Annotated in this window: 23 protein-coding genes and 1 pseudogene; 13 read left to right on the top strand and 11 right to left on the bottom strand. The window is 66.5% G+C overall.

Annotated features, from left to right (window positions below; genetic code table 11):
• Window positions 1-39: 39 nt before the first annotated feature.
• The 5 genes from H7A69_RS08825 to H7A69_RS08805 all read left to right on the top strand — a co-directional run bounded on the left by H7A69_RS08825 (window position 40) and on the right by H7A69_RS08805 (window position 3,953).
• A complete protein-coding gene (locus H7A69_RS08825; RefSeq protein ID WP_182046700.1) occupies window positions 40-351 on the top strand; it encodes a DUF4190 domain-containing protein in 312 nt (103 codons plus the stop codon).
• A 123-nt stretch (window positions 352-474) separates the two neighbouring features.
• Window positions 475-639, top strand: a complete 165-nt coding sequence (locus H7A69_RS08820; protein WP_182046699.1) for a hypothetical protein — start codon at window positions 475-477, stop codon at window positions 637-639.
• A gap of 374 nt (window positions 640-1,013) precedes the next feature.
• Window positions 1,014-2,120: a tyrosine-type recombinase/integrase gene (locus H7A69_RS08815; RefSeq protein WP_126890076.1), complete on the top strand. Its 1,107-nt coding sequence runs from the start codon at window positions 1,014-1,016 to the stop codon at window positions 2,118-2,120.
• The gene (locus H7A69_RS08810) at window positions 2,117-2,449 is read left to right on the top strand and encodes a helix-turn-helix domain-containing protein (protein ID WP_182046698.1); all 333 of its coding nucleotides are present in this window, start codon (window positions 2,117-2,119) and stop codon (window positions 2,447-2,449) included. Before H7A69_RS08815 ends, H7A69_RS08810 begins: the two co-directional genes overlap by 4 nt.
• A gap of 310 nt (window positions 2,450-2,759) precedes the next feature.
• Window positions 2,760-3,953, top strand: a complete 1,194-nt coding sequence (locus tag H7A69_RS08805; RefSeq protein WP_182046697.1) for a recombinase XerD — start codon at window positions 2,760-2,762, stop codon at window positions 3,951-3,953.
• Between the two features lie 12 nt (window positions 3,954-3,965).
• Here H7A69_RS08805 and H7A69_RS08800 read toward each other — a convergent pair whose 3' ends face one another.
• From H7A69_RS08800 to H7A69_RS08785, 4 genes are all read right to left on the bottom strand, one after another.
• On the bottom strand, window positions 3,966-6,590 hold the full coding sequence (locus tag H7A69_RS08800) for a PHP domain-containing protein (protein WP_182046696.1): 2,625 nt from the start codon (window positions 6,588-6,590) through the stop codon (window positions 3,966-3,968).
• A 645-nt stretch (window positions 6,591-7,235) separates the two neighbouring features.
• Window positions 7,236-8,009, bottom strand: a complete 774-nt coding sequence (locus H7A69_RS08795; RefSeq protein ID WP_126890080.1) for a hypothetical protein — start codon at window positions 8,007-8,009, stop codon at window positions 7,236-7,238.
• 130 nt (window positions 8,010-8,139) lie between these two features.
• The gene (locus H7A69_RS08790; RefSeq protein WP_182046695.1) at window positions 8,140-8,544 is read right to left on the bottom strand and encodes a hypothetical protein; all 405 of its coding nucleotides are present in this window, start codon (window positions 8,542-8,544) and stop codon (window positions 8,140-8,142) included.
• A 49-nt stretch (window positions 8,545-8,593) separates the two neighbouring features.
• A complete protein-coding gene (locus tag H7A69_RS08785; RefSeq protein WP_058724395.1) occupies window positions 8,594-8,950 on the bottom strand; it encodes an ArsR/SmtB family transcription factor in 357 nt (118 codons plus the stop codon).
• Between the two features lie 110 nt (window positions 8,951-9,060).
• On the opposite strand from H7A69_RS08785, the gene H7A69_RS08780 reads away from it, so the two are divergent.
• Genes H7A69_RS08780 through H7A69_RS08755 form a run of 6 tightly spaced genes read left to right on the top strand, consistent with a single transcriptional unit; the run spans window position 9,061 to window position 14,633 of the window.
• Window positions 9,061-10,443, top strand: a complete 1,383-nt coding sequence (locus tag H7A69_RS08780) for an FAD-dependent oxidoreductase (protein ID WP_182046694.1) — start codon at window positions 9,061-9,063, stop codon at window positions 10,441-10,443.
• A complete protein-coding gene (locus tag H7A69_RS08775; RefSeq protein WP_182046693.1) occupies window positions 10,443-11,846 on the top strand; it encodes an arsenic transporter in 1,404 nt (467 codons plus the stop codon). Before H7A69_RS08780 ends, H7A69_RS08775 begins: the two co-directional genes overlap by 1 nt.
• Window positions 11,847-11,875: 29 nt before the next feature.
• Window positions 11,876-12,292, top strand: coding sequence for an arsenate reductase ArsC (locus H7A69_RS08770; protein ID WP_182046692.1), 417 nt, complete (start codon window positions 11,876-11,878; stop codon window positions 12,290-12,292).
• 20 nt (window positions 12,293-12,312) lie between these two features.
• The gene (locus tag H7A69_RS08765; protein WP_182046691.1) at window positions 12,313-13,710 is read left to right on the top strand and encodes an FAD-dependent oxidoreductase; all 1,398 of its coding nucleotides are present in this window, start codon (window positions 12,313-12,315) and stop codon (window positions 13,708-13,710) included.
• A 12-nt stretch (window positions 13,711-13,722) separates the two neighbouring features.
• A complete protein-coding gene (locus H7A69_RS08760) occupies window positions 13,723-14,118 on the top strand; it encodes a low molecular weight phosphatase family protein (protein WP_058724533.1) in 396 nt (131 codons plus the stop codon).
• Entirely contained in the window at window positions 14,115-14,633 is a 519-nt protein-coding gene (locus H7A69_RS08755) for a GNAT family N-acetyltransferase (protein ID WP_182046690.1), read from the top strand. The genes H7A69_RS08760 and H7A69_RS08755 overlap by 4 nt, the downstream gene beginning before the upstream one ends.
• A gap of 12 nt (window positions 14,634-14,645) precedes the next feature.
• On the opposite strand, the gene H7A69_RS17285 is transcribed toward H7A69_RS08755, so the two are convergent.
• The 4 genes from H7A69_RS17285 to H7A69_RS17450 form a co-directional block, all read right to left on the bottom strand.
• Complete coding sequence (locus H7A69_RS17285; RefSeq protein WP_220456218.1) at window positions 14,646-15,131, bottom strand: toll/interleukin-1 receptor domain-containing protein; 486 nt, start codon at window positions 15,129-15,131, stop codon at window positions 14,646-14,648.
• Between the two features lie 352 nt (window positions 15,132-15,483).
• On the bottom strand, window positions 15,484-16,167 hold the full coding sequence (locus H7A69_RS08745) for a cation diffusion facilitator family transporter (RefSeq protein ID WP_182046689.1): 684 nt from the start codon (window positions 16,165-16,167) through the stop codon (window positions 15,484-15,486).
• Window positions 16,164-16,517 carry a Cd(II)/Pb(II)-sensing metalloregulatory transcriptional regulator CmtR gene (cmtR, locus tag H7A69_RS08740; RefSeq protein WP_126890088.1) on the bottom strand — a complete coding sequence of 118 codons (354 nt, stop codon included), beginning with the start codon at window positions 16,515-16,517 and terminating at the stop codon, window positions 16,164-16,166. Before cmtR ends, H7A69_RS08745 begins: the two co-directional genes overlap by 4 nt.
• Window positions 16,518-16,608: 91 nt before the next feature.
• A complete protein-coding gene (locus H7A69_RS17450; RefSeq protein ID WP_259346153.1) occupies window positions 16,609-17,052 on the bottom strand; it encodes a M23 family metallopeptidase in 444 nt (147 codons plus the stop codon).
• Between H7A69_RS17450 and H7A69_RS17445 the strand changes: the two genes are divergently transcribed.
• On the top strand, window positions 16,949-17,431 hold the full coding sequence (locus tag H7A69_RS17445; protein WP_259346154.1) for a hypothetical protein: 483 nt from the start codon (window positions 16,949-16,951) through the stop codon (window positions 17,429-17,431). The genes H7A69_RS17450 and H7A69_RS17445 overlap by 104 nt on opposite strands.
• 270 nt (window positions 17,432-17,701) lie before the next feature.
• Here the strand turns inward: H7A69_RS17445 and H7A69_RS08730 are convergent, their stop codons facing one another.
• Both H7A69_RS08730 and H7A69_RS08725 read right to left on the bottom strand, forming a co-directional pair.
• The gene (locus H7A69_RS08730; protein ID WP_126890090.1) at window positions 17,702-18,295 is read right to left on the bottom strand and encodes a DUF305 domain-containing protein; all 594 of its coding nucleotides are present in this window, start codon (window positions 18,293-18,295) and stop codon (window positions 17,702-17,704) included.
• Window positions 18,296-18,400: 105 nt separating this feature from the next.
• Window positions 18,401-18,856, bottom strand: a complete 456-nt coding sequence (locus H7A69_RS08725; RefSeq protein WP_126890091.1) for a hypothetical protein — start codon at window positions 18,854-18,856, stop codon at window positions 18,401-18,403.
• A 228-nt stretch (window positions 18,857-19,084) separates the two neighbouring features.
• On the opposite strand from H7A69_RS08725, the gene H7A69_RS08720 reads away from it, so the two are divergent.
• On the top strand, window positions 19,085-19,561 hold the full coding sequence (locus tag H7A69_RS08720) for a DUF4396 domain-containing protein (RefSeq protein ID WP_182046687.1): 477 nt from the start codon (window positions 19,085-19,087) through the stop codon (window positions 19,559-19,561).
• A gap of 82 nt (window positions 19,562-19,643) precedes the next feature.
• On the opposite strand, the pseudogene H7A69_RS08715 reads toward H7A69_RS08720, so the two are convergent.
• Window positions 19,644-20,825: pseudogene (locus tag H7A69_RS08715) on the bottom strand (IS30 family transposase).
• Window positions 20,826-20,904 lie beyond the last annotated feature (79 nt).

The following is a 20,904-nucleotide window of genomic DNA, read 5'->3' as shown; positions in this document are numbered from 1 at the left end:
CGCAACCCGTGCCAGCGGCCCCTGACACGAGGAGCTCCCATGTCCACCAACGGTTACCCGCCGGCACCGAACACCCCCGGCGCCGCTCCCGCGACGAACGGCGGCAACGGGCTGGCCATCGGCTCGCTGGTGCTCGGCATCGTCGGTACCGTGGCTGCGCTGTTCATCCCGATCGTCGGTCTCATCGGCGGCATCGTCGGACTCGTCCTCGGCTTCCTGGCTCGTCGCCGCGGTCAGGCGCGTGGCATGGTCTTGGGCGGCATCATCCTGTCGATCGTCGCCATCGTCCTCGCGGTCATCGGGTTCATCCTCGCAGCCGTGGTCTTCTCGCAGCTGATGCAGAACCAGTAGCGACACCGGACGGGAGGCGCGTGGCGGGGTCGCCACGCGCCTCCCGCGTGTCCGTGGCCGGGTCGCGCACCCGGTGGCCGGTCTCCGAGACCGCCCGGACCGACGGCGAGTAGCGTCCGCGCCATGAGCTACAGCCAGCCGGACCCCGCAGAAGAGACCACCCAGGCCGAAGCGCCCGAGCAGCCGGACACCGACCGCGCGAACGTCGAGGAGGACGGCCGCGAGCAGGCCGCCCTCGAGATCGACGCCGACGACGTGCCCACCGGCGACGAGACGCCCGAACACTGACGGGACGGCCGTCGCACCGAACCGCTCGGTCGCACAGAACCACGGAGACGACGTCGAACCAGCCCACCGTGCTGGTTCGACGTCGTCTTCGTGGTTCGTCCCGTCTGTCCAGCAGTGAGGCCCGAGCGCCGATAATGCATATTATGTCAACTCAACCCGGTATTATCCAACCAGACGCAAGATCCTGGCCTCGAGCCACTCCGACCACTGGCCCGAGCCACCTTTGCTCGTCTACGGGCATATTTGGGGCGCTCGCTCCCTGCGGGCGGGCCACGCGACTCGCCGCGCGAAGTCTAGACGCGCCGATCCGAACCCACTGCTTGCGCGGATCCTTCAGCTGATGCATGATTCTCGCGTCTAGTGAAAGGATCGGAATGACTGTTGACGACCGGGGCCTGTTCGTCGTAGACCCTCACCGACTCCCCCTTCTCCGCCCTGATGCGCAGACGTTCGAGGAGATGCTGCATGGTTTCCGAAATCAGCAGCTTGCCCGGAGCCTCGCCCTCAAGACGGTTGAGCAGCGCGAACGGTTGGTGCGGATCTTCGTCGATCACGCTGGCACGTACCCGTGGGACTGGACGCTGCAGTCAGTCGATGAGTTCTTCGCCGATCGTCGATCGGTTCACCACAACCTCCACACCACAATCCGTAGCTACCAAAACGCGCTGAAGCTCTTCTGCGACTACGTTTGCGACCCTGGCTATGGGTGGGTCGAACGCTGCCTTGAGCTCTTCGGGACTCATCCCGTACGAGTGATCAACGACTGGAACACCGCGCGCCATGTGCAGGACGTCGAGCACGGTGGAGGTAGGCGCGCGTTCACTCGAGGCGAGCTCCAATCCCTCTTCGACGTGGCGGATGACGACGCCGACCGAATCGCGCGTCTTGGGCGCAAGGGGTGGATGACGGCGTTCCGTGACGCCACCGTGCTGAAGACTGCCTATATGTTCGGACTCCGCATCAACGAGGTCCGCCACCTGCAGACCGTCGATTTCACCAGGAACCCCTACGCGCCGGAGTTCGGCAAATACGGGCACCTCAACGTGCGCTTTGGCAAAGCCATGAAGGGCAGCGGTTACAAGCAACGAAACGTGCTCGCGGTCCTGCCTTGGGGGTCTGAGATTCTCTCCGAATGGGTAGAGCGAAGTGCTCGGTTCCGCGGCGAGTCGCTCGACCTCTTCCCCACTGAGCGATCAACGCTTGTCTCGGAGGCGACGCTGCAGTCCAAGTTCCGCCGGGTCCGCGCCGAGATTGGACTTGGCGAGGAAGTCACGTTCCACTCCCTGCGACGCTCATACATCACACATTTGATCGAAGACGGTTTCGATGCGCTGTTCGTGCAGCAGCAGGTCGGACACGAATACGCTTCGACCACGGCGATCTACACCGGCGTCTCGAGCGACTACCGAACGTCCACGTTGCGGGCTGTGCTGGACGGCATGATGGGAGATGCCCTTCAAACGACGACGGGAAGCTCATGAGACGCGACACCGATTACACCTGGCACCTTGCCGAGCTGATGGCACGCAACGGCATGCACAACTCCACGGACCTCGCGCCCCATCTCGTTGAACGGGGCATCAACCTGTCCGCAGCCCAGATCTGGCGCCTGGTTAAGCAGCGCCCCGAGCGCATCTCCATGCCTGTCCTCGCCGCAATCTGCGACGTGTTCAAGTGCACGCCCGCGGACCTGATAACCGTCACCGCGGTGGATGCGGCGCTGACGAAGGCCGTCAACGCGGCGCCGCGGTACGACGCACCCGACGCGAAGGCCCGACCGCGGCGGGCGCGGGTGACCCGAGATGACTGAACCCCCTGCTCCTCGTCGAGGTCGTGGAAGACCTCGAGCGGCGGGCGCCGTCGACTGCCCTCGATGCCACGAGATGGTGCCGCGGGTGAAGTACTCGTTTCCCGAAGGGCGGATCTGTGGCCGCTGCTTCGACGAGGCGATACATACGTCCGGACGCTGCGCCAGGTGCGGCATCGCCCGGCTTCTCCCCGGGCGAGACAGTCGAGGCGCAGCAATCTGCGGTGACTGCGCAGGGATTCGCATGTCGTTCCGATGTGGCACGTGCGGCGAGGAAGGGGCCCTGAAGCGAGCCGGGCAGTGCGAGAGGTGCGTGAACCGAGTCGATCTGAGCGAATACCTCCGGCTCGACCGTCCCGCGGCAGACCCGGCCCTAGACCGTCTTCGCGACCGGCTTTTGAGTGCGGACCGGCAGGCAAGTATTTACCAATGGCTTCGGTTGAAGCGGCCCCGGGATTTGTTGCACGCGCTCGGATCGGGAGAATTGCCCCTAACGCACGAATCGTTCGATGCGCTCCCTCAAAACGCTGCCGTCCGGCACATGCGCGCTCTTCTGGTCGACGTGGACGCACTCCCCCGGCGTGACGAACCCCTTGCGCAGTTCGAGATGTGGATCACGTCGAAGATCGCGTCCATTGACGACAAGACAGCACGGGATGCCGTGGACCGGTTCGCTCGATGGCACCACTTGAAACGGCTGCGCGCAGGGACGGAACGATGGGATAGCCAGCGAAGCGTGCATAACGCGAAGCAGGAGATCACGGTCGCAGTCGACTTCGTCGGGTGGATTTCTAGCCGGGGCATGCCCCTGGCTCAGTGCAGTCAGGCCGATGTCGACGAGTGGCTCGTTACCGGGGCCACGACACGCTACACCGTTCGCCAGTTCCTGCTGTTCGCCTCACGCGCTCAAGACACGGTCCCTCTCGACGTCCCCCGCCGGCCTGCTCGGAGCACGCGCCGGATTAGTCAGCAAGAGCGCCTTGCCGCCATCGGCTCGTTCCTGCAAGATGAAACGGTCACCCCGGCCGATCGCGTGGCGATGTTACTTCTGCTCGTCTTCGCGCAACCCGTCGCGCGGATCGTCGAGTTCCCTCTGACAGTCATCCGAGAACTGGACGACTCGAGACTAGTTCTCGAGGTCGTCTCCGATCAGGTCCCCATCCCCGAACCGTTTGCAAGCCTTGTCCGCGATCACCTCGCGGCGCGATCACGAGATCGGACGGGGAACGTGGCTCGGAATCCGTTCCTGTTTCCCGGAACCCGTGCCGGCTCGCATGTGACGCAGAACCACCTCCGCACTGTCATCGCCGGCCTTGGCGTGAATGTTCTCGCGGCAAAGAACGGCGCTCTGGACGAGCTCGTCGCGGCGATGCCTGCTCCTATGGTCGCCGATGCGCTGGGGTTCAGTTACACCGCCCTTGGGCAGCACGAGCGCTACCGTGGCTCACAGTACGAACGGTACGTCTCCGCGCGACAGGGCCTAGAGGCACGGCGCCCGCGTCGGTGAACGGCGCCGAAGTCACGCGTTGATCGAGGCGCGGAGTTTCCGGGCGCGCCTGTCAAACGGCACCTTGCCTCCCTCGAGATGATGCAGCGCAAGCGTATTGACGTCGTGCCGTTCCAGCGATCCGCGAGCTTCGACCTCACCTCGCGTGGCCGTCGCTTTCATGGTCACCAGTTGCTCCGCGTCCGCGCTGACCACGAGTCCTGCGCTTCGGGTGGCGAACAAGTACTGGCGGGTGCCTCGGAGATCGCGGAGCCGATCGACAAGGTAGTCCTCGATCCATGGCGCGTGAAGGGCATCCTCGGGTTGGTCAACAAGAACGGGCGTGTCACCGTCAGCAAGGAGGATGACCAAGACCGCGGTGCATTTTTGGCCGTGGGAGAGGTGTTCGATTGGAACGTAGTCGTCGCCTTCGGGCTTCTTGAATTTAACGTCTAGCTTGTCGGGGAGATCGACGATCTGCATTGCCAGGAGCTCCGACCATAGCGCCTTGTCGGCGATATTAGTCTGCAGTCGGGCAATGTCGGTGGCGTTAACGCCGTCTGGGAGCGGCCCCAGCAGTGAATGGTCGCCGGACCAGATCGCCCGAGCGAGCGAATACGGGTGGATCTTCTCGGAGATGGTGTCGAGGACTGGCCCCTGGAGATGCGACCCGACCTTGATCTCTTCCAAGCGGGCGCGGTACTCGGTGCGATCGGATCCGTTCGGCACGTCCAGCTTGACGATCCCGGCGGTTTCCTTGTTCAGTACCTTGACGCGGCGGCGGCGCAGGTCACGTCGGTCATCACGGGCACCCTTCAGCTGCGTGAGGAGTCCTTCTCGCTCGACCAAGAGTCGGGTCAGTTCCGGTGCCGCGGAGTCGCTGAGGTCCTTGGCTGCGCTGTTCGCCAGCGTGAGCGCCGCCTGCACGGCCTGCAGCTCGGCCAAGAGGCTCGCCATGGTGCTTTGACCGGACTGTGCGAGCCGCTCCTGGAGCGTGTTCTCGAATGCGGCATAAGACCCGTCCAGTTCTTGCCGGACGGCGATGAGTTCGTCTAGCAGCGCCCTCCGCGCGGAGGCAGTATCACTCCTGGCGCGTGTGATCGTAGTTTTGAATGCGGCTTGTTTCTGAGTCAACCTTTGGAAGGCTGCTTCGTGACCGTCGATTCGTGCGGCGGGTACCACCGGTGGGTCCGGGAGTTGGAGACTCCAGCCGTCGATCTCCGTGCGAAACGCAGACAGGTCAGAGCGCTCACTGGACCACTCTCGCTGCTCGTTGACAAGATCTTGATCGAAGAAACCGGAGAGTTCACTCTCGCGTGTAGTCAGGGTCGGGGCTGTCGACGACTTTTTGCCGAGGTCTTCGTACCGCTTCCGTGACTCGACGAGGTCCGTCGCGTTGGCGGCGAGGGCGGCCTCGGCAGCTTCGATTCGGCTGTCGATCTCGACGAGATCGATGTGCGCATCAACGAGTCCGACACGCCCCACGGGTTGGCGGGAGTACTCAAGGATCTCGCCCTGAGAGAAGGCGGCGATCGGCAGGATGAGAGCCGGGCCGCGTTCGATGGCAACCCACTCATCCCCCAGCCGTTGTGCGACTTCTGGCGCGGACGGCGTGGCGGTGAGCCGTCTACTGAACCGGTACGTCTCACCTCCCACGGACGCGGTCACAAGCACCGTCGTTCCGACACCGAGAGCGAGCGAGAGGCGGAGGTCGACTTCTTCGCGGATGGCGGCAAACGCCGCGGCGTCCACCTGCTGGTCGACGGCGAAGCGGATGCTCTCAAGTACAAGGGACTTCCCGGCGCCCGTACCTCCGAGCAGACAGTTCAGGTCTGGGCTCAGGTCGATGATCGTACCGCCGAGAAAGCCGGCGGTGATCTCCACCCGCTCGATGGTCGGGTGCCCCTCCGACGCGGTTGGGTCGACCGTACGGATTCGCAGTCCCGGGTCTTCGAGTGCGTAGCGAACGCCGAGGAGATCCGGGCGGGCCGCTTTGTACCAGGTGCGACGGTGCCCGATTCCCGAGAGCGCGTGGTGGCCCAGTTCGGCGCTGAAAGTGTCAGAGTGCCGCACCATTGCTGGCGTACGGCTGTCGCCGAGTTTGGCCACGACCGTCGCCACCGTCTCGGCGCGAACGTATTCGAATCCGGCGATGTGGGGGTGCGCGAGGAGCTCATTCACATAGGTCTGTACCTGCTGGCGTAGCAGGCCGCGCTCTTTGTCAATGTGGGCCGCGATCGCGAGACCGTTCGCGGCCTCAATCTGCGTTGCGCACTCCCCCATCCCGTACGCCGCGGTCACGTTAGTTGCGCCGAAGTCGCCGCGGCTGATGCCGAGCTTGAGGAGAACGTCCTCAATCTGCTGAGCGGGGGTGCCCTCTTCCCAGATCCCGAGCAGGTGTCCCTCGCGAGTGCTGAGCTCAACCCCGGGGAGGACAACGAGAGGTGTGTCGCGCGCGGCATCGGATATGCGATCACACCACGCGGCGGTGTTGTGGTCTGTCACGGCGATCGCTGCGAGTCCCTGGTCGAGCGCCGCCTGAACGACATCTTCCGGAGTGCCGTAGTGCGCGTCGTCGGCGTCTTGCGAGCCAGGGGTGTGGACGTGAAGGTCGACAGCCCAGAATCGGGCCCAGCTCTCGTCGACGTGCTCCGTCATGATGTTCTCCCCCAGTTCGGTGCGCTTGAGTGCTCAAACCGCTTCTTTATCCCCCTAAACGAGGACTTCCTAAGTAGAGCACGAACCTGGCGGGAACGACAAGTCCGAAACTACTGTCGGTGCTTCAACCGGATGGCTACTCGCCCGAGGAAATGGTCCTCCCTGATGACATGAACCATCTGCAAGGCGGAAGATGACACGACGATCAGATCGACGCCATGAGGTTCCCGCCTACCTACCTGCGCCGACGTTTGTGCCAATACTGGAGCACTCAGCGCTTTCACCCTCGGCCTGAGCTTCGACGGCGATGCACATCTCGAATCCCTGCGGATTTCGAAAGATGTTGTGCACGGCGCAGGATCAGCTCGTTGCCCGCTTCGGATCTGGTTTCTTCGAGTCTTTTACTCGACCGGTCCCGAGAGATCAATAACTCAGGCGCACTCGCTCACTCGGCTGGCCAGCTAGAGAATGAGTCAGGTCGCCCGCCGAGTGTCTTATCCACCTGACAAAGGACCTGTCCTCAAATTCGGAGGTGAACATATTAGTTGACGGCCCCGCCGGTGTTCCTCAATGCAACTGACTACGCGGCGGCGTGACCGCTACGCACCTTGGTGCTCGCATAGAGTGATTCACCCCTACTCTGCATCAAGAGAGCCCAGCGCTCAGGTCGTCTCGCCGAACTGCGCGTCGTCGATGCTCAATACTGACTCCGTCAGTGAACAGGTTGATGAGGACCAGTAGATAAGCCTCGTACCATGCATCTGCGATCTGTTCAGCGCGGCGGATGCGCTGGAGATCCTGCTCGGCGAAGCTGATGAGCTCGGGATGTTCGTCTTCGTCGACCGGTTCGTAGGTGGCAGCATCCAACCATCGACGTTCGTCTGCTTGCCAGATCAGGCCAACCCAGTCGTCTTCTTCGCCGGACAGGGGCTCAAAGTCGAACTGCCAGTTGTCAGCCCATGCCTTTCCAGTCGAGCAAGCGGCGTAGCCGTCGGGTTGCGGCGTCTCGTCCGGAATTGGTTCGTGGGGGTACCGCATGATCGTGTTTCCGTATGCCGCGTAAAACAGGACCTCACCGGTCAGCAGGGCGTCGACAACCGATTGATGTTTACCTCTGCTGGCGAGGTCGCCGCGGAACATCCATAGCGCCGTGTCCGCTTGCTTCTGCCAGTGGTCCCATGCCTCCTCGGGCCCCGGCAGTGTCTCGCCGGGTGGCTCGATCGTCCACGTGGTTCGGTTCCCGAGGACCCATGTCAGAGTGGCCCGTTGAGTCGCATCGGGTTGGAACCGCAACGTCTCTGGCCCGTTCTCCTCGCCGGCGACGGTCAGGCGGGGAGCGTTGAAGTGACGGCGGACTGCAGAGTGGTCGACCTGATGCGATGGCCATTGATAGCGGATCTCTAGCACTACCGTGGCCACGCGAACCTCCCGCGACGTCGTACTGGTCGCTGACTCAGCGTCCCGTCTCTGTGGACGGGCACGGTAGTAGTGATCGCCGCCAGGGTCCCACGCCTTAGCGCTTTGCTGGACGCAAGTTTCGATCGTTCGATCAGAATTGGATGTAGCCGTTCCAAGCTGCCTTTGCCTTTGCTTCGTCCTCACCGAAGATGTCAGGGTCAACTGGGAAGTGCTCGTTCCGGAAGTGGTCCAGCTCCAGCTGCGCACGATCTCGGAGTGTCGCTCGGTCCTCGTCAGGATGTCCCAGAGCAAGCATGGCGATGCGCCGCTCGATGACGGCATCCCACAGTTGTCGTCGGCTGACTTCCGCGATCAGTTGCGAAGCAACGAGCATCGAGTTGAACTCAAGCGACCCAGCGAATCGGTCCATCAAGGTGACGAGGTCCCTGTCCTTCACCTCGGTGAACACCTTCGGCTGCTTGCGTTGCTCCTCCATCATCCAACGGATCTGTGCACGGGCGTCCGCGATTGGGTTGGATTCTTGCTCGTCGGTCATGTCTTCATCCTCACCGTGCGGAGGCTTCGTCGCGAGGCGAGTTTGGTGATCAGCGGGTGGGTGAGGTGAGCAGTGCCGCGACCGACTCGAGGGCACCGGGGACGAGGGAGAAGTAGGCCCAAGTGCCGCGCTTCTCCCGGTGCAGGATGCCGGCGTCGACGAGCACCTTGAGGTGGTGCGACACGGTCGGCTGAGACAGCCCGAGCGGTTCCTGCAGGTCGCAGACGCATGCTTCCGCACCCTCGTGCGCGGCCACCATTGAGATCAGTCGGAGCCGCGCCGGGTCCGCGATCGCCTTCAACGACTTCGCCAGGACTTCCGCGGACTCCTGCGTCATCGCTTCGGTGGTGACGGGCGAGCAGCATGCGGTGACGTCCTGGATGGGGAGCAGCTCGATCGTCGTCATCACCCCATCATCCCACGTCCTTCGATGCACGTCTATATTTGCGCTCATCGATATCGACGTGCTTCGATGTCCCTGCTCGCCTTCCGATCGATCTGTAGAGGACCGACCCGATGACTCACCTTGTTGCCGTTGGTGGCAGTGACGCCGGCATTGCCGCGACGCTGCGCGCCCGTGAGCTCGACCCGTCGACCGATGTGACCGTGGTCCTCGCCGACGAGTTCCCGAACTTCTCCATCTGTGGCATCCCCTACTGGGTCTCCGGCGACGTCGCCACGGAAGCGTCCCTCGCGCACCGCACCCGCGCCGACCTCGAAGCCGCCGGGATTACTGTCCGCTCCTCGACGTGGGCTTCCGCCGTCGACATCGACCGCCGGCTGCTGAGTGTCACCGGCCCGGCCGGCGATGAGCAGATCGGGTACGACGAGCTGCTGATCGGGACCGGTGCGGAGCCGGTCCGCCCGGCCGGGATCCCGTTCGGTGAGCCCGGGATTCACCTGCTGCACTCGATGACCGACGCCGAGCAGGTCGTCGCCGCCTTGGAGCTCCTGCCGGCCGGAAGCCGCGTCGCGGTCGTCGGCGCCGGCTACATCGGCCTCGAGATGACCGAGGGGCTCGTCGCCCGCGGCTTCGACACGACGCTGATTCAGCGCAAACCGGAAGTGCTCTCCACCCTCGACCCGGAACTCGGGTCCCTAGTCACCGAGGAGGTCCGTCGGCACGGCGCGACGGTGCTGACCGGTGCGACCGTCACCGGAATCACCCCCGCTGGCGGCGGGCAGTGGAGCGTCGCGACTATCTCCACGTCTGGTGACGCAGCCGGAACGTTCGCGCTCGTGGTGGTCTGCGTCGGGGTGCGGCCGGTGACGGATCTCGCGGCCGCGGCAGGCGCGCAGCTCGGCCAGGCCGGCGCGATCGTCGTCGACGAGCAGATGCGTACCGGGGTGCCGCACGTGTGGGCAGCGGGTGACTGCGTCGTGACACACCACCGCTTTCTCGGGACGACCTGGCTGCCGCTCGGGACGACCGCGCACAAGCAGGGACGCGTCGCCGGGGAGAACATGCTCGGCGGGTCCCGGACCTTTGCAGGCTCGGTGGGGACGCAGGTGGTGAAGGTGTTCGACCTCGTCGCCGCCCGCACCGGCCTCCGCCACCACGAAACCGCCCCGCTGGACGTGTCGCCGCTGACGCGTGTGACGGTCGCGGACGACCACAAGCGGTACTACCCGGGTGCGGTGCCGTTGACGATCAGCGTCACCGGCGACCACACGTCCGGACGGCTCCTTGGGGCGCAGATTGTCGGGGAACGCACCGCGGAGATCAGCAAGCGGATCGACACGTTCGCCACCGCCCTGCACGCCGGCCTGTCGGTCGACGACGTCATCGACTTGGACCTCAGCTACACGCCGCCGCTCGGGTCCCCGTGGGATGCCGTGCAGGTCGCCGCGCAGGGCTGGGAACGCGCCGTAGCGAACCAGGCCGGGGTGGGCGTCTGATGGTGCTGGCGGTCGTCGCGGCGGCGATCTTTGTCGCGACGCTCGTGGTGGTGATCTGGCAGCCCAAGGGCTTTCCGATCGGCTACACCGCGCTCATCGGCGCGGTCATCGCCCTTGCGACCACGGTCGTGGGGCTCGGTGATGTGCCGACGGTGGTCGGGATCGTGTGGAACTCGACGCTGACGTTCGTCGCGGTGGTGCTGATCTCGTTGATCCTCGATGAGGCCGGGTTCTTCGAGTGGGCCGCGCTCCACGTGGCCAGGTGGGGTCGCGGGAACGGTCGGCTGCTGTTCGTGCTGATCGTCGGCCTCGGTGCGGTCATCGCGGCCGTGTTCGCCAACGACGGGGCCGCGCTGATCCTCACCCCGATCGTTGTCGGGATGCTTCGCGCCTTGAACATGCCGGCGAAGGCTGCGCTAGGGTTCATCCTCGCCACCGGGTTCATCGCCGACACTGGCAGCCTGCCGCTGGTGGTGTCGAACCTGGTCAACATTGTCTCCGCCGACTACTTCGGCATCGGGTTCGCCGAGTACGCCACCGTCATGGTGCCCGTCGGCATCGTGTCCGTGCTGGCGTCCCTCGGGATGCTGCTGGCGTACTTCGGCCGGTCGATCCCGAAGCGGTACGACGTCCTCGCCCTCACCCGGCCCGCCGCCGCGGTGAAGGACCGAGCGACGTTCCGCGTCGGATGGGTGGTCCTCGCCGTGCTGCTGGTCGGCTACTTTGCCGCCGACCCGCTCGGGGTGCCCCTCGCCGCCGTCGCTGGTGTCGGCGCGGTCGTGATCCTTCTCGTCGCTGCCCGGCAACCCGCATTCCTCTTCGCCTGTCAGGCTGCGTCCCCGGTCCTCGTCACGACCGGCGGCACCGCCACCGTCACCGGCGGCAGTGGTGGCACCGTTGGCGGGTCGGGGCGGGTGATTCCGGTGTGGAAGACGATCCGGGAGGCGCCGTGGCAGATCGTGCTGTTCTCGATCGGCATGTACCTCGTCGTGTACGGGCTGCAGAACCAGGGCCTCACCGACTACCTCGCCCGCCTGTTCGACGTGCTCGGGGACCACGGGGTCCTCGTCACCGCGCTCGGGGTCGGGTTCGTGATCGCGATTCTCGCGTCGCTGATGAACAACATGCCGACCGTCCTCATTGCCGCCCTCGCGATCGGCGGAGCCGGCGCGACCGGCCTGACCCACGAGGTGATGATCTACGCCAACGTCATCGGCTCCGACCTGGGCCCGAAGATTACCCCCATCGGGTCGCTGGCGACCCTGCTGTGGTTGCACGTGCTCGACCGGAAGGGCATCCACATCGGCTGGGGGCAGTACTTTCGCACCGGCATCGTGCTCACCGTCCCCGTCCTCGCCGTCACCCTGACAGCCCTCGCCGGCTGGCTCACCCTCATCCGATGACCACGCCTACGCCTACCGAAAGCACCGCCATGACCGCGACGCCCACGATCCTGTTCGTCTGCGTCCACAACGCCGGCCGCTCCCAGATGGCCGCCGGCTACGCCCAGGCCCTCGGCGGTGACCGCGTGCAGGTCCTCTCCGCAGGCAGCGCGCCGAAGGACCAGATCAACCCCGTCGCGATCGAAGCGATGGCGGAGGACGGCATCGACATCGCCTCGAACCAGCCGAAGATCCTCACTACCGACGCCGTCCGCGAGTCCGACGCGGTCATCACGATGGGCTGCGGCGACGCGTGCCCGATCTTCCCCGGCAAGCGGTACGAGGACTGGGACCTCAACGACCCCGCCGGGAAGGGCATCGACGACGTCCGCCTCATCCGCGACGAGATCAAGACCCGCGTGCAAGCGCTCCTGGCCGAGCTGCTGCCCACCGAAGCATCCGCCTAACCACCGGAAGGACCAATCCCATGACCCTCACCCTCACCGTCCCACCCCGAGCCGACGCGGACCGCCTGACCGGGCTGCCCGTCGCGGTCATCGGCGCCGGCCCCGTCGGGCTCGCCGCGGCCGCGCACCTGCTCGAGCAGGGTCTGCCCGTCGTCGTCTACGAAGCCGGCGACCAGGTCGGTACGTCCGTCCGGGCGTGGGGGCACACCAGGCTGTTCTCCCCGTGGCGGTACGTCATCGACGACGCCGCCCGCCGGCTCCTCGAACCCACCGGCTGGACTGAGCCGCGCCGGTCGTCGCTGCCGACCGGCAACGACCTCGTCGCCCAGTACCTCGAACCGCTCGCCCAGACACCCGAGCTGGCACCGGTGATCCGGTACGAGGTCCGCGTCGACGCGTTGTCCCGGCAGGGCATGGACCGCACCCGCTCCGCCGGCCGCGCCGACACCCCGTTCCTCCTCCGCCTCCACACCGCGGACGGCGTCGAGGACGTCACCGCCCGCGCCGTCGTCGACACCTCCGGCACGTACACGTCCCCGAACCCGCTCACCGCCGCCGGCCTCGCCCCCGCAGCGGACCTCGGCGACCGCATCGTGCACGCTCTGCCCGACGTGCTCGGCGCGGACCGGGCTCGGTTCGCCGGGAAGCGGGTCCTCGTCGTCGGGGCCGGCCACTCGGCAGCGAACACGCTCATCAAGCTCGCCGCCCTCGCCAAGAACGAACCGGGCACGACGCTGCTGTGGGCGATCCGGAACGCCGGCACCGCTCGCCTCGGCGCGGACGCTGCCGATGGGCTCGCCGCACGCGGGCAGCTCGGCTCGAACGTGCACGGCCTCGTCGAGTCCGGGCACATCGAGCAGCTTGCCTCGTTCGAGATCGACGACGTCCGTCCCGTCGGCGACCAGGTCGCCGTCACCGGCCGCCGTACCGGGGAGCCGTTCGCGGTGACGGTGGACGTTGTGGTGAACGCGACCGGGTTCCGGCCCGACCTCGACATGCTCCGCGAGATCCGCCTGGGCCTGGACGACATTGTCGAAGCACCGCGGGCGCTCGCGCCACTGATCGACCCGAACCTGCACTCTTGCGGCTCCGTCCCGCCGCACGGTGTCGCGGAGCTGGCGCACCCGGAGCCGAACTTCTTCATCGCCGGGATGAAGTCCTACGGCCGCGCCCCCACGTTCCTGCTCCTCACCGGCTACGAGCAGGTCCGCTCCATCGCCGCGGAACTCGCCGGCGATCATCAGGCCGCCCGCGACGTGCAGCTCGTGCTCCCCGAGACCGGCGTTTGCACCACCGATGTTGGCGGCTCATCCTCCTGCGGCGTTCCCGCCACGAACGAAGCGGCCGAGGGGTCGTCCTGCTGCGTTGCACCCGCCTCGGCCGCTCCGCCCGCCAGCAGCTCCTGCTGCACGAACTGAACCGGACCCCACATGACCACCAAGCCCACCGTGCTGTTCATCTGCAAGCACAACGCCGGCCGCTCCCAACTCGGCGCAGCCCTCCTCGAGCTCGCCGCCGACGACCGCTACACCGCCACCTCCGCCGGGATCGCCCCCGCCGACGAGGTGAACCCGTCGATCGCCGCGACCGTCGCGGAACTCGGCCTCGACATCAGCGACCGCGCCCCGCGGAAGGTCACCCCCGAACTGCTGGATCAGGCCGATGTGGTTGTGCTGATGAAACCCGGCCTCGACCTTCCCGCGACGCCCCGCGGGAAGGTGTTGCAGTGGTCGTTCCCGGACCCGGACTCCTGGGCCCCCGACGACGTCCGCCCCATGCGCGACGCCGTCGCCGCCCGCATCCAGGACGAGCTCCTGCACCCATGACCGATCCCACGGTCCTCGTGCGGCCGATGGCCGCCGCGGACTGGCCCGACGTGGAAGCGATCTACCGGGAGGGCATCGCCACCGGGAACGCGACGTTCGAGGCGGCACCGCCGACGTGGGAAGCATTCGACGCCGGGAAGCTGCCGGAGCACCGGTTCGTCGCAGCCGACGGTGACGCGGTTCTCGGCTGGGTGGCGGTCTCTCCGATCTCCGCCCGGCCGGTGTACCGGGGCGTCGTCGAGCACTCCGTCTACGTCGCCGCCGCAGCGCGTGGTCGCGGCGTCGGACATCTGCTCCTCGACGCCCTGATCGCGTCGACCGAGGCCGCCGGCATCTGGACCATCCAGTCCGGGATCTTCCCCGAGAACGCCACCTCCCGCGCCCTCCACGCCCGCCACGGGTTCCGCGAACTCGGCACCCGAGAACGCGTCGGCCTCATGACGTTCGGGCCGTGGGCCGGGCAGTGGCGCGACAACGTCCTCGTTGAACGACGTAGCCCACGGGTTGGCTGCTGAGCAGCAGCGCTGTCAGTCGCTGACCGATGCCAGGCTCAGTGCGTCAGCTTCTTCACCGTTGAGCTCACCAACGAGTTCGGCGATCTTCTCGGCGATGACCGCCAACGAGTCTTCCTCCGTGCTCAGGCCACCGCGAGAGGCGAGCATCGGGCTTACCTGGTCAAGTTCCTCGAACGACACCCCGTGCAGCACCGGCACCAGCAGGCTCCGGCGCAGCAGAGCGCTGAGTTCACTGCTCGCCACACTGCGGTCCGTGCGGAGCTTGTCGAGCATCGCGGGCGTTACGAGCACGATTCCGATGCGGGACGTCACGAGCCCCTTGTCGATGGCCACCCGCATGTCGGTGCCAAGCTGAAGAGTGACCTCGCTGAACCAGACCGACACGTCCTCGCCGCGGAGCAAGTCGTAGAGGTCCTTCGCGTCTGCCTGACGATCCGGCCACGCGTGACAGAGGAAAACGTCGTGCACCTGCGTCCGCGTCGCGGCTGCGGCGCGCACCGGCTCCAGGTCGCGAACTTCCTGCGCTGTGTACGAGACCGAGGACGTGCTCGGCTGCCAAGACGGCCGAGCGGCGCGTCGGGCCCCTCCTCCACCGCCGCTGCTACCCCGACTGATGCCAGCGCCACTCCGCACTGATGCGGCTGGAGCGGGGAAGGATGGGTGCGAACGCGGCGGCGAGTAGCTGTACCGTCCGCGCCGTCCGCAAGACGGGCACGCAGCAGCAGCGGCGGAGGACCGATGACCCCGTACGGGCGCGGTGCAGTACGACATGCGGCTGATCGTATCCACAGCCACCGACACCGATGAGCCACCTCATCAGGCGATGAGATATGGACCCACCTCGACGGAGTCAGCAGCAGTCGCAGGCGTCGACTTCTCGCTCGCCGGTGAGCGCAGAGACGGGCTGCTTGCACGCGTCACCGCGCCACGCTTCCAGACCTTCCCGGACCGCGAAGACGACCACGACGAGCCCCGCCACCGGGTCTGCCCATGACCATCCAAACAGGGTGTTCAGCAGCAGGCCGATGAGGACGGCAGCCGAGAGGTAGCTGCAGACGAGGGTCTGCTTCGAGTCCGCGATCGCGGACGCGGAGCCGAGTTCCTTCCCGATGCGCCGTTCCAACAGGCTGAGGAACGGCATGACCGTGAGGCTGACCGCAGCGAGGATGATGCCCACGGTGCTGTGCTCCGGCTGGCGGAGCCCAGCGAACGTGAGGCCCGCGTTGACGGTGACGTACAGCGCGAGGCCGAAGAACGACACCGCGACGACCTTCAAGGCGGTGCGCTCTCGCGCCTCCGGGTCACGTCCGGCGAACTGCCACGCCACCGCGGCGGCGGAGAGGACTTCCACGATTGAGTCGAGGCCGAACCCGATCAGTGCCGTCGAGGACGCCACCGTGCCGGCGGCGATCGCTATCACGGCTTCGATCACGTTGTAGGTGATCGTCGCGGCGACGATCCACCGCACCCGCCGCTGTAATACGCTCCGGCGCGTAGCCGACAAGGGCGCAGCGAGCTGCACGGCGGCGCTCATGCGCCGGCCCCGCAGCACAGCGGTACGTCGCAGTCCTCGTCCGCGCATCCGGCGCCGTCGTCGACAGCGAGCACGACGTCGACCAGCGCGTCTATCGCACGTGTCAGGTGCGGGTCCGCGATCTCGTACCGGGTGCTTCGCCCCTCCTGGACGGCGACGACAATGCCGCACCCACGCAGGCACGCGAGATGGTTTGACACGTTCGTGCGCGTTAGATCCAGCTCCTCCGCCAGCCGCGCCGGGTAGCCAGGCTCGTCGAGCAGTCGGAGCAAAATCCGGGCTCGCGTCGGATCGGCCAGCGCCCGGCCGAGACGGTTCATCACGTCAAGCCGCGAAGCAATGGTCAGCATACGGTGACTATACAGCCGACGATGAGCATAGGACGAGAGCCACCCTGTCTCGATAGCCGATGGCGCTCCGGACATTGGCGTGGCTGACGTCCTAGAGGGTGCGTCCAGCGTTCGCGGTGAGCCACGGGATCGGGTTGACGGGCGTGGTGCCGCCGGGCATGACTTGGAGGTGCAGGTGCGCTCCGGTGCTCGCGCCGGTGTTGCCGACGAGTCCGACGAGCTGCCCGACCGCGACGGTGTCACCTGGTCGCAGCGGTGAGGAGCCGAAGATCATGTGCGCGTAGAGGGTGGAGACGAGGCGGCCGTCGATCTGGTGGTCGATGATGACGTACTGCCCGTACTCCGGGTGCGTTGTCGACACTCGGACGGTGCCGGCAGCAATAGCGCCGACGGGGGTGCCAGCACCGGGAGTGAGGTCGACGCCCTGGTGGATGGAGGAGCAGGTCGCGCATGGTGCGCTGCGCGGGCCGAACGGTGAGCTGATGGTGATGGCACCGGCGATGGGCCAGCGAATGTCGCCGGTACCCGTGTTCACGATCGTGCCGCCTGTGGTCACGGGGACGCTCTGCTTCGTCGACGGGGAGGAGCCGGTCGACGTCGTTCGTGGAGCGGGTGTGGTCTTGGTGATGACGGGCTTCGGGGCCGGCTTGGTGATCGTGTATCCGTCGCGGTCGACCGCGTCGGTCAACCCAGACGCGGTGAAGCTCTGCCCGGCAGCGGTGGGAGCGACTCCGGGCACGACGGCCGCGGGGCCGGTCGTTGCCTGCGCGGGCAGCGCTGCGGCAGCGGTGAACAGTGCCATCGCGGCCGCAGCGCCGGTGATCGGGACCGCGGCGAGAACGCGTGACCGCAGCGAGCGGATCGGCGTTACCGGTGCGAGCGTCGCGGTCGGTAGTGGCCGCGGTACCGGCTGATTAGCGGCGGTGGTCGTTGCGCGACCAGTGCGGTTGGTGGTCAGGGTTGCGGCGGCTCGTTCGGCGGCGAGGGCTTCGCGGCGCGTCAGGGGTGCGGGAATGGCGGGGGTCTGGTGGTGCTGCTGGGGCACGGACAGGCTCCAAGAGTGGTGGTGGCCGGCAGGCCTAAACATGGGGTGACCCGAGCGGGAGTCGGGCAGAGGGGAAGGGGTGGAGCCGGTCGTGGGCCGCGGCGGGAAGGGGGGAGCCCGCCGCGACCCACGCCGGGGTTTAGAGGGACGCGAGCATGTCCTGCATCTGGGTGATCTGCTCGGTCTGGCTCGACACGATCGACTTCGCCATCGCGACGGCGTCGGTGTTCTTGCCCTTGTCGACTTCGGTCTTGGCCATGTCGACGGCGCCCTTGTGGTGCTGGACCATCTGCTCGAGGTAGAGCTTTGCGGCGTCCTTCGCGGACGCCTGGTCGAGGTCGTTCATGTCGGAGTCGGACATCATCCCGGACATGGAGTGCCCCATCCCGGAGTGCTCCGACTCGGTCGGCTCATCCCAGCCCTTCAGCCAGCTGGTGAGCTGGCTGATTTCCGGGGACTGCTCGGCCTTGATCTGCTTCGCGAGGTCGGTGACGCCGGTGTCGACGCCGGAGCCCTTGGCGAGGAGCATGTCGCTCATCTCGACGGCCTGCTTGTGGTGCGGCAGCATCATCTGCGCGAACATCACGTCCTGGTCGTTGTGCGCCGATGCGGCCGACGTCGACGACGATGCGCCAGCGTCGGAGCTGCTGTTGCCGGCGGAGCAGCTGGCGAGGGTGAGTCCGAGGGTCAGTGCGGCCGCGACCGCGAGCGTGCGCGTGGTGGTGGTGTGCATGATCTTCCGTTCCCGTGGATGCGTCAGGTGTTCCGGGCAGGCGGACGCCTGCCGGATCTGGGCATGCGGGAGCCACCCTTCGGGGGTGGGTCCCGCAGGGGCGGATCAGATGCGGATGATCTGCAACGCCGTCAGTGACGGCGGTTTCGGTGCCGCGATGCGGCGCGGCAGCCGGTCAGCCAGCGCGAGCAGGCGCGCGAGCAGGTAGAGGATGCCGCCGGTCCGTGCGCGCAGCAGCGCCCACGTGAACAGGGCGACCGTCAGCGCGCACGCCATCCCCATCAGCGAGCACATCAGCGCACAGAGGCCGCTGTCACAGCCTGCATCGGTGAGGACGGTCATCACCGCTGTCACGGGAGCTGCGTGCTCACCGTGGCTGGCAGCCGCGACGTGGCTGTGCTCGGCGGTGGCCGCGGGAGCAGCCATCGGGTGCTCGTGGCCGGCGGTGTGCCCGGCCATCGTGCGCATCAGGAGCGTGAACCCGACCAGCAGCAGCAACGCCAGCGTCGCCGTGGCCTGCAACAGCAGCCGGCGACGCGGGGAGACGGTGGTGGTGAGCATCAGTCTTTCGAGCAGACGGGTCGGAGGAGCGCTTCTATGGTGCGGTACCCCGAACGGCGGCGGCAACTCGGTGTCCGGATTCACACCGATCCCGCCGCGACCGACTCACTCGGGAACACCGCGCGGGGCCCCGCGTTACAGCGCATGGTACCCCCCAGGGGTATACGCGAACTGTTGACGTCAGCAGCGTCAGATCGGAGCAGCATGAACACGCACGAGCACCACCAGATGAGCGGACACGAGCACGCCGGCCACGCCACCGAGCACGGGACGACGACGTGGTCGATGGCGGCGCAAGCGACGCTGCACTGCCTCACCGGCTGCGCGATCGGTGAGGTTCTCGGCATGGTCATCGGCACCGCAGCCGGCTTCCATAACGCCGGAACTATCGTTCTGTCGATCGTCCTGGCATTTATCTTCGGCTACGCCCTCACCATGCGCGGTGTCATCAAGTCGGGCCTGACGCTCGCGGCGGCGTTCAAGGTCGCTCTCGCGGCGGACACTGTCTCGATCGCCGTCATGGAGATCATCGACAACACGGTCGTGGTCGCGATTCCGGGAGCGATGGACGCGCAGCTCAACCAGTGGCTGTTCTGGGGCTCCCTCGCCCTGTCCCTTGCCCTGGCGTTCGTGGTTACCACCCCGGTGAACCGGTGGATGATCAGCCGCGGGCTCGGCCACGCCGTCGTTCACGGCCACCACTGATCGTGGCAAGGAGCGCCGCCGGGAATCATCAGCCCGGTGGCGCTTCCTGGCGTTCAGCGCGTCTCGATAGACGATGGCGGTTTCAAGGGGTCGTTGCAACGGGTGGTTGTTTCGGGTCTGACAGTAGCTGCTGAAACGCTTCCGCCGGGGTGCGGTGGCCGAGAGTCTTGCGGGGTCGACCGTTGAGTTCGGCGGCGACCTCGAGGAGCCGTTCGGGTCTGTGAATTGTGAGGTCGGTGGACTTCGGGAAGTACTGCCGGAGTAGGCCGTTGGTATTCTCGTTCGAGCCGCGCTGCCACGGCTTGTGCGGATCGCAGAAGTAGATCGCGAAGTCCGTGGCGAGGGTGATGTCCTTGTGCCGGGCAAGCTCCGTGCCCTGATTTCATGTCAACGACCGACGGAGATGCTCGGGCAGGGCCTGGATGGTGGGGATCATCGCGTCGCGGACCGCGTCGGCGCTGTGTCCATTGGGGAGGTGGAGCAGCATCACGTATCGGGTGGTGCGTTCGACGAGGGTGCCGATCGCGCTCCTGGCGTTGATCCCGACGATCAGATCGCCTTCCGAGTGCCCGGGAACAGCCCGGTCGTCGACCTCGGCCGGGCGTTCGCTGATCAGGATCATGTCGCGGATCTTCGACCACGACGCCCGCCGGGGCTCACCCCGGTGTCGGCGGATGGCGCGGCCGGTGCGGAGGTGTTTGTGCAGGTCAGCGCGCAGGTGCCCGCGGCCCTGCACGAACAGGGACTGGTAGATCGTCTCGTGCGACACGTGTATCTCCGGCCGGTTCGGGAAGGACCGGATCAGGTCATCACGGATCTGCTCCGGGGACCAGTTCCTCACCAACCGCAACTCGACCTGCAGCGCAAGCTCGACCCGGTCAAGCTTCCGGGGCTTCGGGCACCGCGCTCGAACTCGGCACTGCTTCTCCGCCGAGTACGGCCGGTAATTCCCGCCAGCTGCAGCGTTCCTGCTGAGCTCGCGTCTGATCGTCGATGGCGCCCGGCCGAGGGCTTTCGCGATCGCGCGCACGCCGACACCGTTGAGGCGCAGGTCCGCGATCTGCAGCCGCTCTTCCTGACTCAGGTACCTGTCCGAGCGAGGCTTGTGGGCGAACGGGTTTCGCCCGCCGGCTGCTTTGACCCATCGGTATCCCTGACGTCGATCCACGCCGACAGCATCACACGCCGCCGTACGGCCAAGGCCCTGTCTCAATAGCTCCCAGAACCGAGCCTCTCGAGCGCGGTGTTCCAGCCTCGATCCCATCTGCAGCATTCCGATTCACGGTGGTGTTGCAACGACCGGCTGAACCCAAGGATCCCTCAGCGGGCTAGGACGCGAGTTA

Source organism: Curtobacterium sp. ME26 (genome assembly GCF_903970945.1).
Classification (GTDB): Bacteria; Actinomycetota; Actinomycetes; order Actinomycetales; family Microbacteriaceae; genus Curtobacterium; species Curtobacterium citri.
The sequence above is the reverse complement of the archived record's forward strand: the minus strand, read 5'-3'. Positions and strand labels throughout refer to the sequence as shown.

Excerpts from the sequence above, each read along its gene's own strand:
- H7A69_RS08825 (WP_182046700.1), top strand. The coding sequence starts at position 40 with ATGTCCACCAACGGTTACCCGCCGGCACCGAACACCCCCGGCGCCGCT.
- H7A69_RS08820 (WP_182046699.1), top strand. The coding sequence starts at position 475 with ATGAGCTACAGCCAGCCGGACCCCGCAGAAGAGACCACCCAGGCCGAA.
- H7A69_RS08815 (WP_126890076.1), top strand. The coding sequence starts at position 1,014 with ATGACTGTTGACGACCGGGGCCTGTTCGTCGTAGACCCTCACCGACTC.
- H7A69_RS08810 (WP_182046698.1), top strand. The coding sequence starts at position 2,117 with ATGAGACGCGACACCGATTACACCTGGCACCTTGCCGAGCTGATGGCA.
- H7A69_RS08800 (WP_182046696.1), bottom strand. The coding sequence starts at position 6,590 with ATGACGGAGCACGTCGACGAGAGCTGGGCCCGATTCTGGGCTGTCGAC.
- H7A69_RS08790 (WP_182046695.1), bottom strand. The coding sequence starts at position 8,544 with ATGACCGACGAGCAAGAATCCAACCCAATCGCGGACGCCCGTGCACAG.
- H7A69_RS08785 (WP_058724395.1), bottom strand. The coding sequence starts at position 8,950 with ATGACGACGATCGAGCTGCTCCCCATCCAGGACGTCACCGCATGCTGC.
- H7A69_RS08780 (WP_182046694.1), top strand. The coding sequence starts at position 9,061 with ATGACTCACCTTGTTGCCGTTGGTGGCAGTGACGCCGGCATTGCCGCG.
- H7A69_RS08775 (WP_182046693.1), top strand. The coding sequence starts at position 10,443 with ATGGTGCTGGCGGTCGTCGCGGCGGCGATCTTTGTCGCGACGCTCGTG.
- H7A69_RS08770 (WP_182046692.1), top strand. The coding sequence starts at position 11,876 with ATGACCGCGACGCCCACGATCCTGTTCGTCTGCGTCCACAACGCCGGC.
- H7A69_RS08765 (WP_182046691.1), top strand. The coding sequence starts at position 12,313 with ATGACCCTCACCCTCACCGTCCCACCCCGAGCCGACGCGGACCGCCTG.
- H7A69_RS08760 (WP_058724533.1), top strand. The coding sequence starts at position 13,723 with ATGACCACCAAGCCCACCGTGCTGTTCATCTGCAAGCACAACGCCGGC.
- H7A69_RS08755 (WP_182046690.1), top strand. The coding sequence starts at position 14,115 with ATGACCGATCCCACGGTCCTCGTGCGGCCGATGGCCGCCGCGGACTGG.
- H7A69_RS08745 (WP_182046689.1), bottom strand. The coding sequence starts at position 16,167 with ATGAGCGCCGCCGTGCAGCTCGCTGCGCCCTTGTCGGCTACGCGCCGG.
- cmtR (WP_126890088.1), bottom strand. The coding sequence starts at position 16,517 with ATGCTGACCATTGCTTCGCGGCTTGACGTGATGAACCGTCTCGGCCGG.
- H7A69_RS17445 (WP_259346154.1), top strand. The coding sequence starts at position 16,949 with ATGGAGGAGCAGGTCGCGCATGGTGCGCTGCGCGGGCCGAACGGTGAG.
- H7A69_RS08730 (WP_126890090.1), bottom strand. The coding sequence starts at position 18,295 with ATGCACACCACCACCACGCGCACGCTCGCGGTCGCGGCCGCACTGACC.
- H7A69_RS08725 (WP_126890091.1), bottom strand. The coding sequence starts at position 18,856 with ATGCTCACCACCACCGTCTCCCCGCGTCGCCGGCTGCTGTTGCAGGCC.
- H7A69_RS08720 (WP_182046687.1), top strand. The coding sequence starts at position 19,085 with ATGAGCGGACACGAGCACGCCGGCCACGCCACCGAGCACGGGACGACG.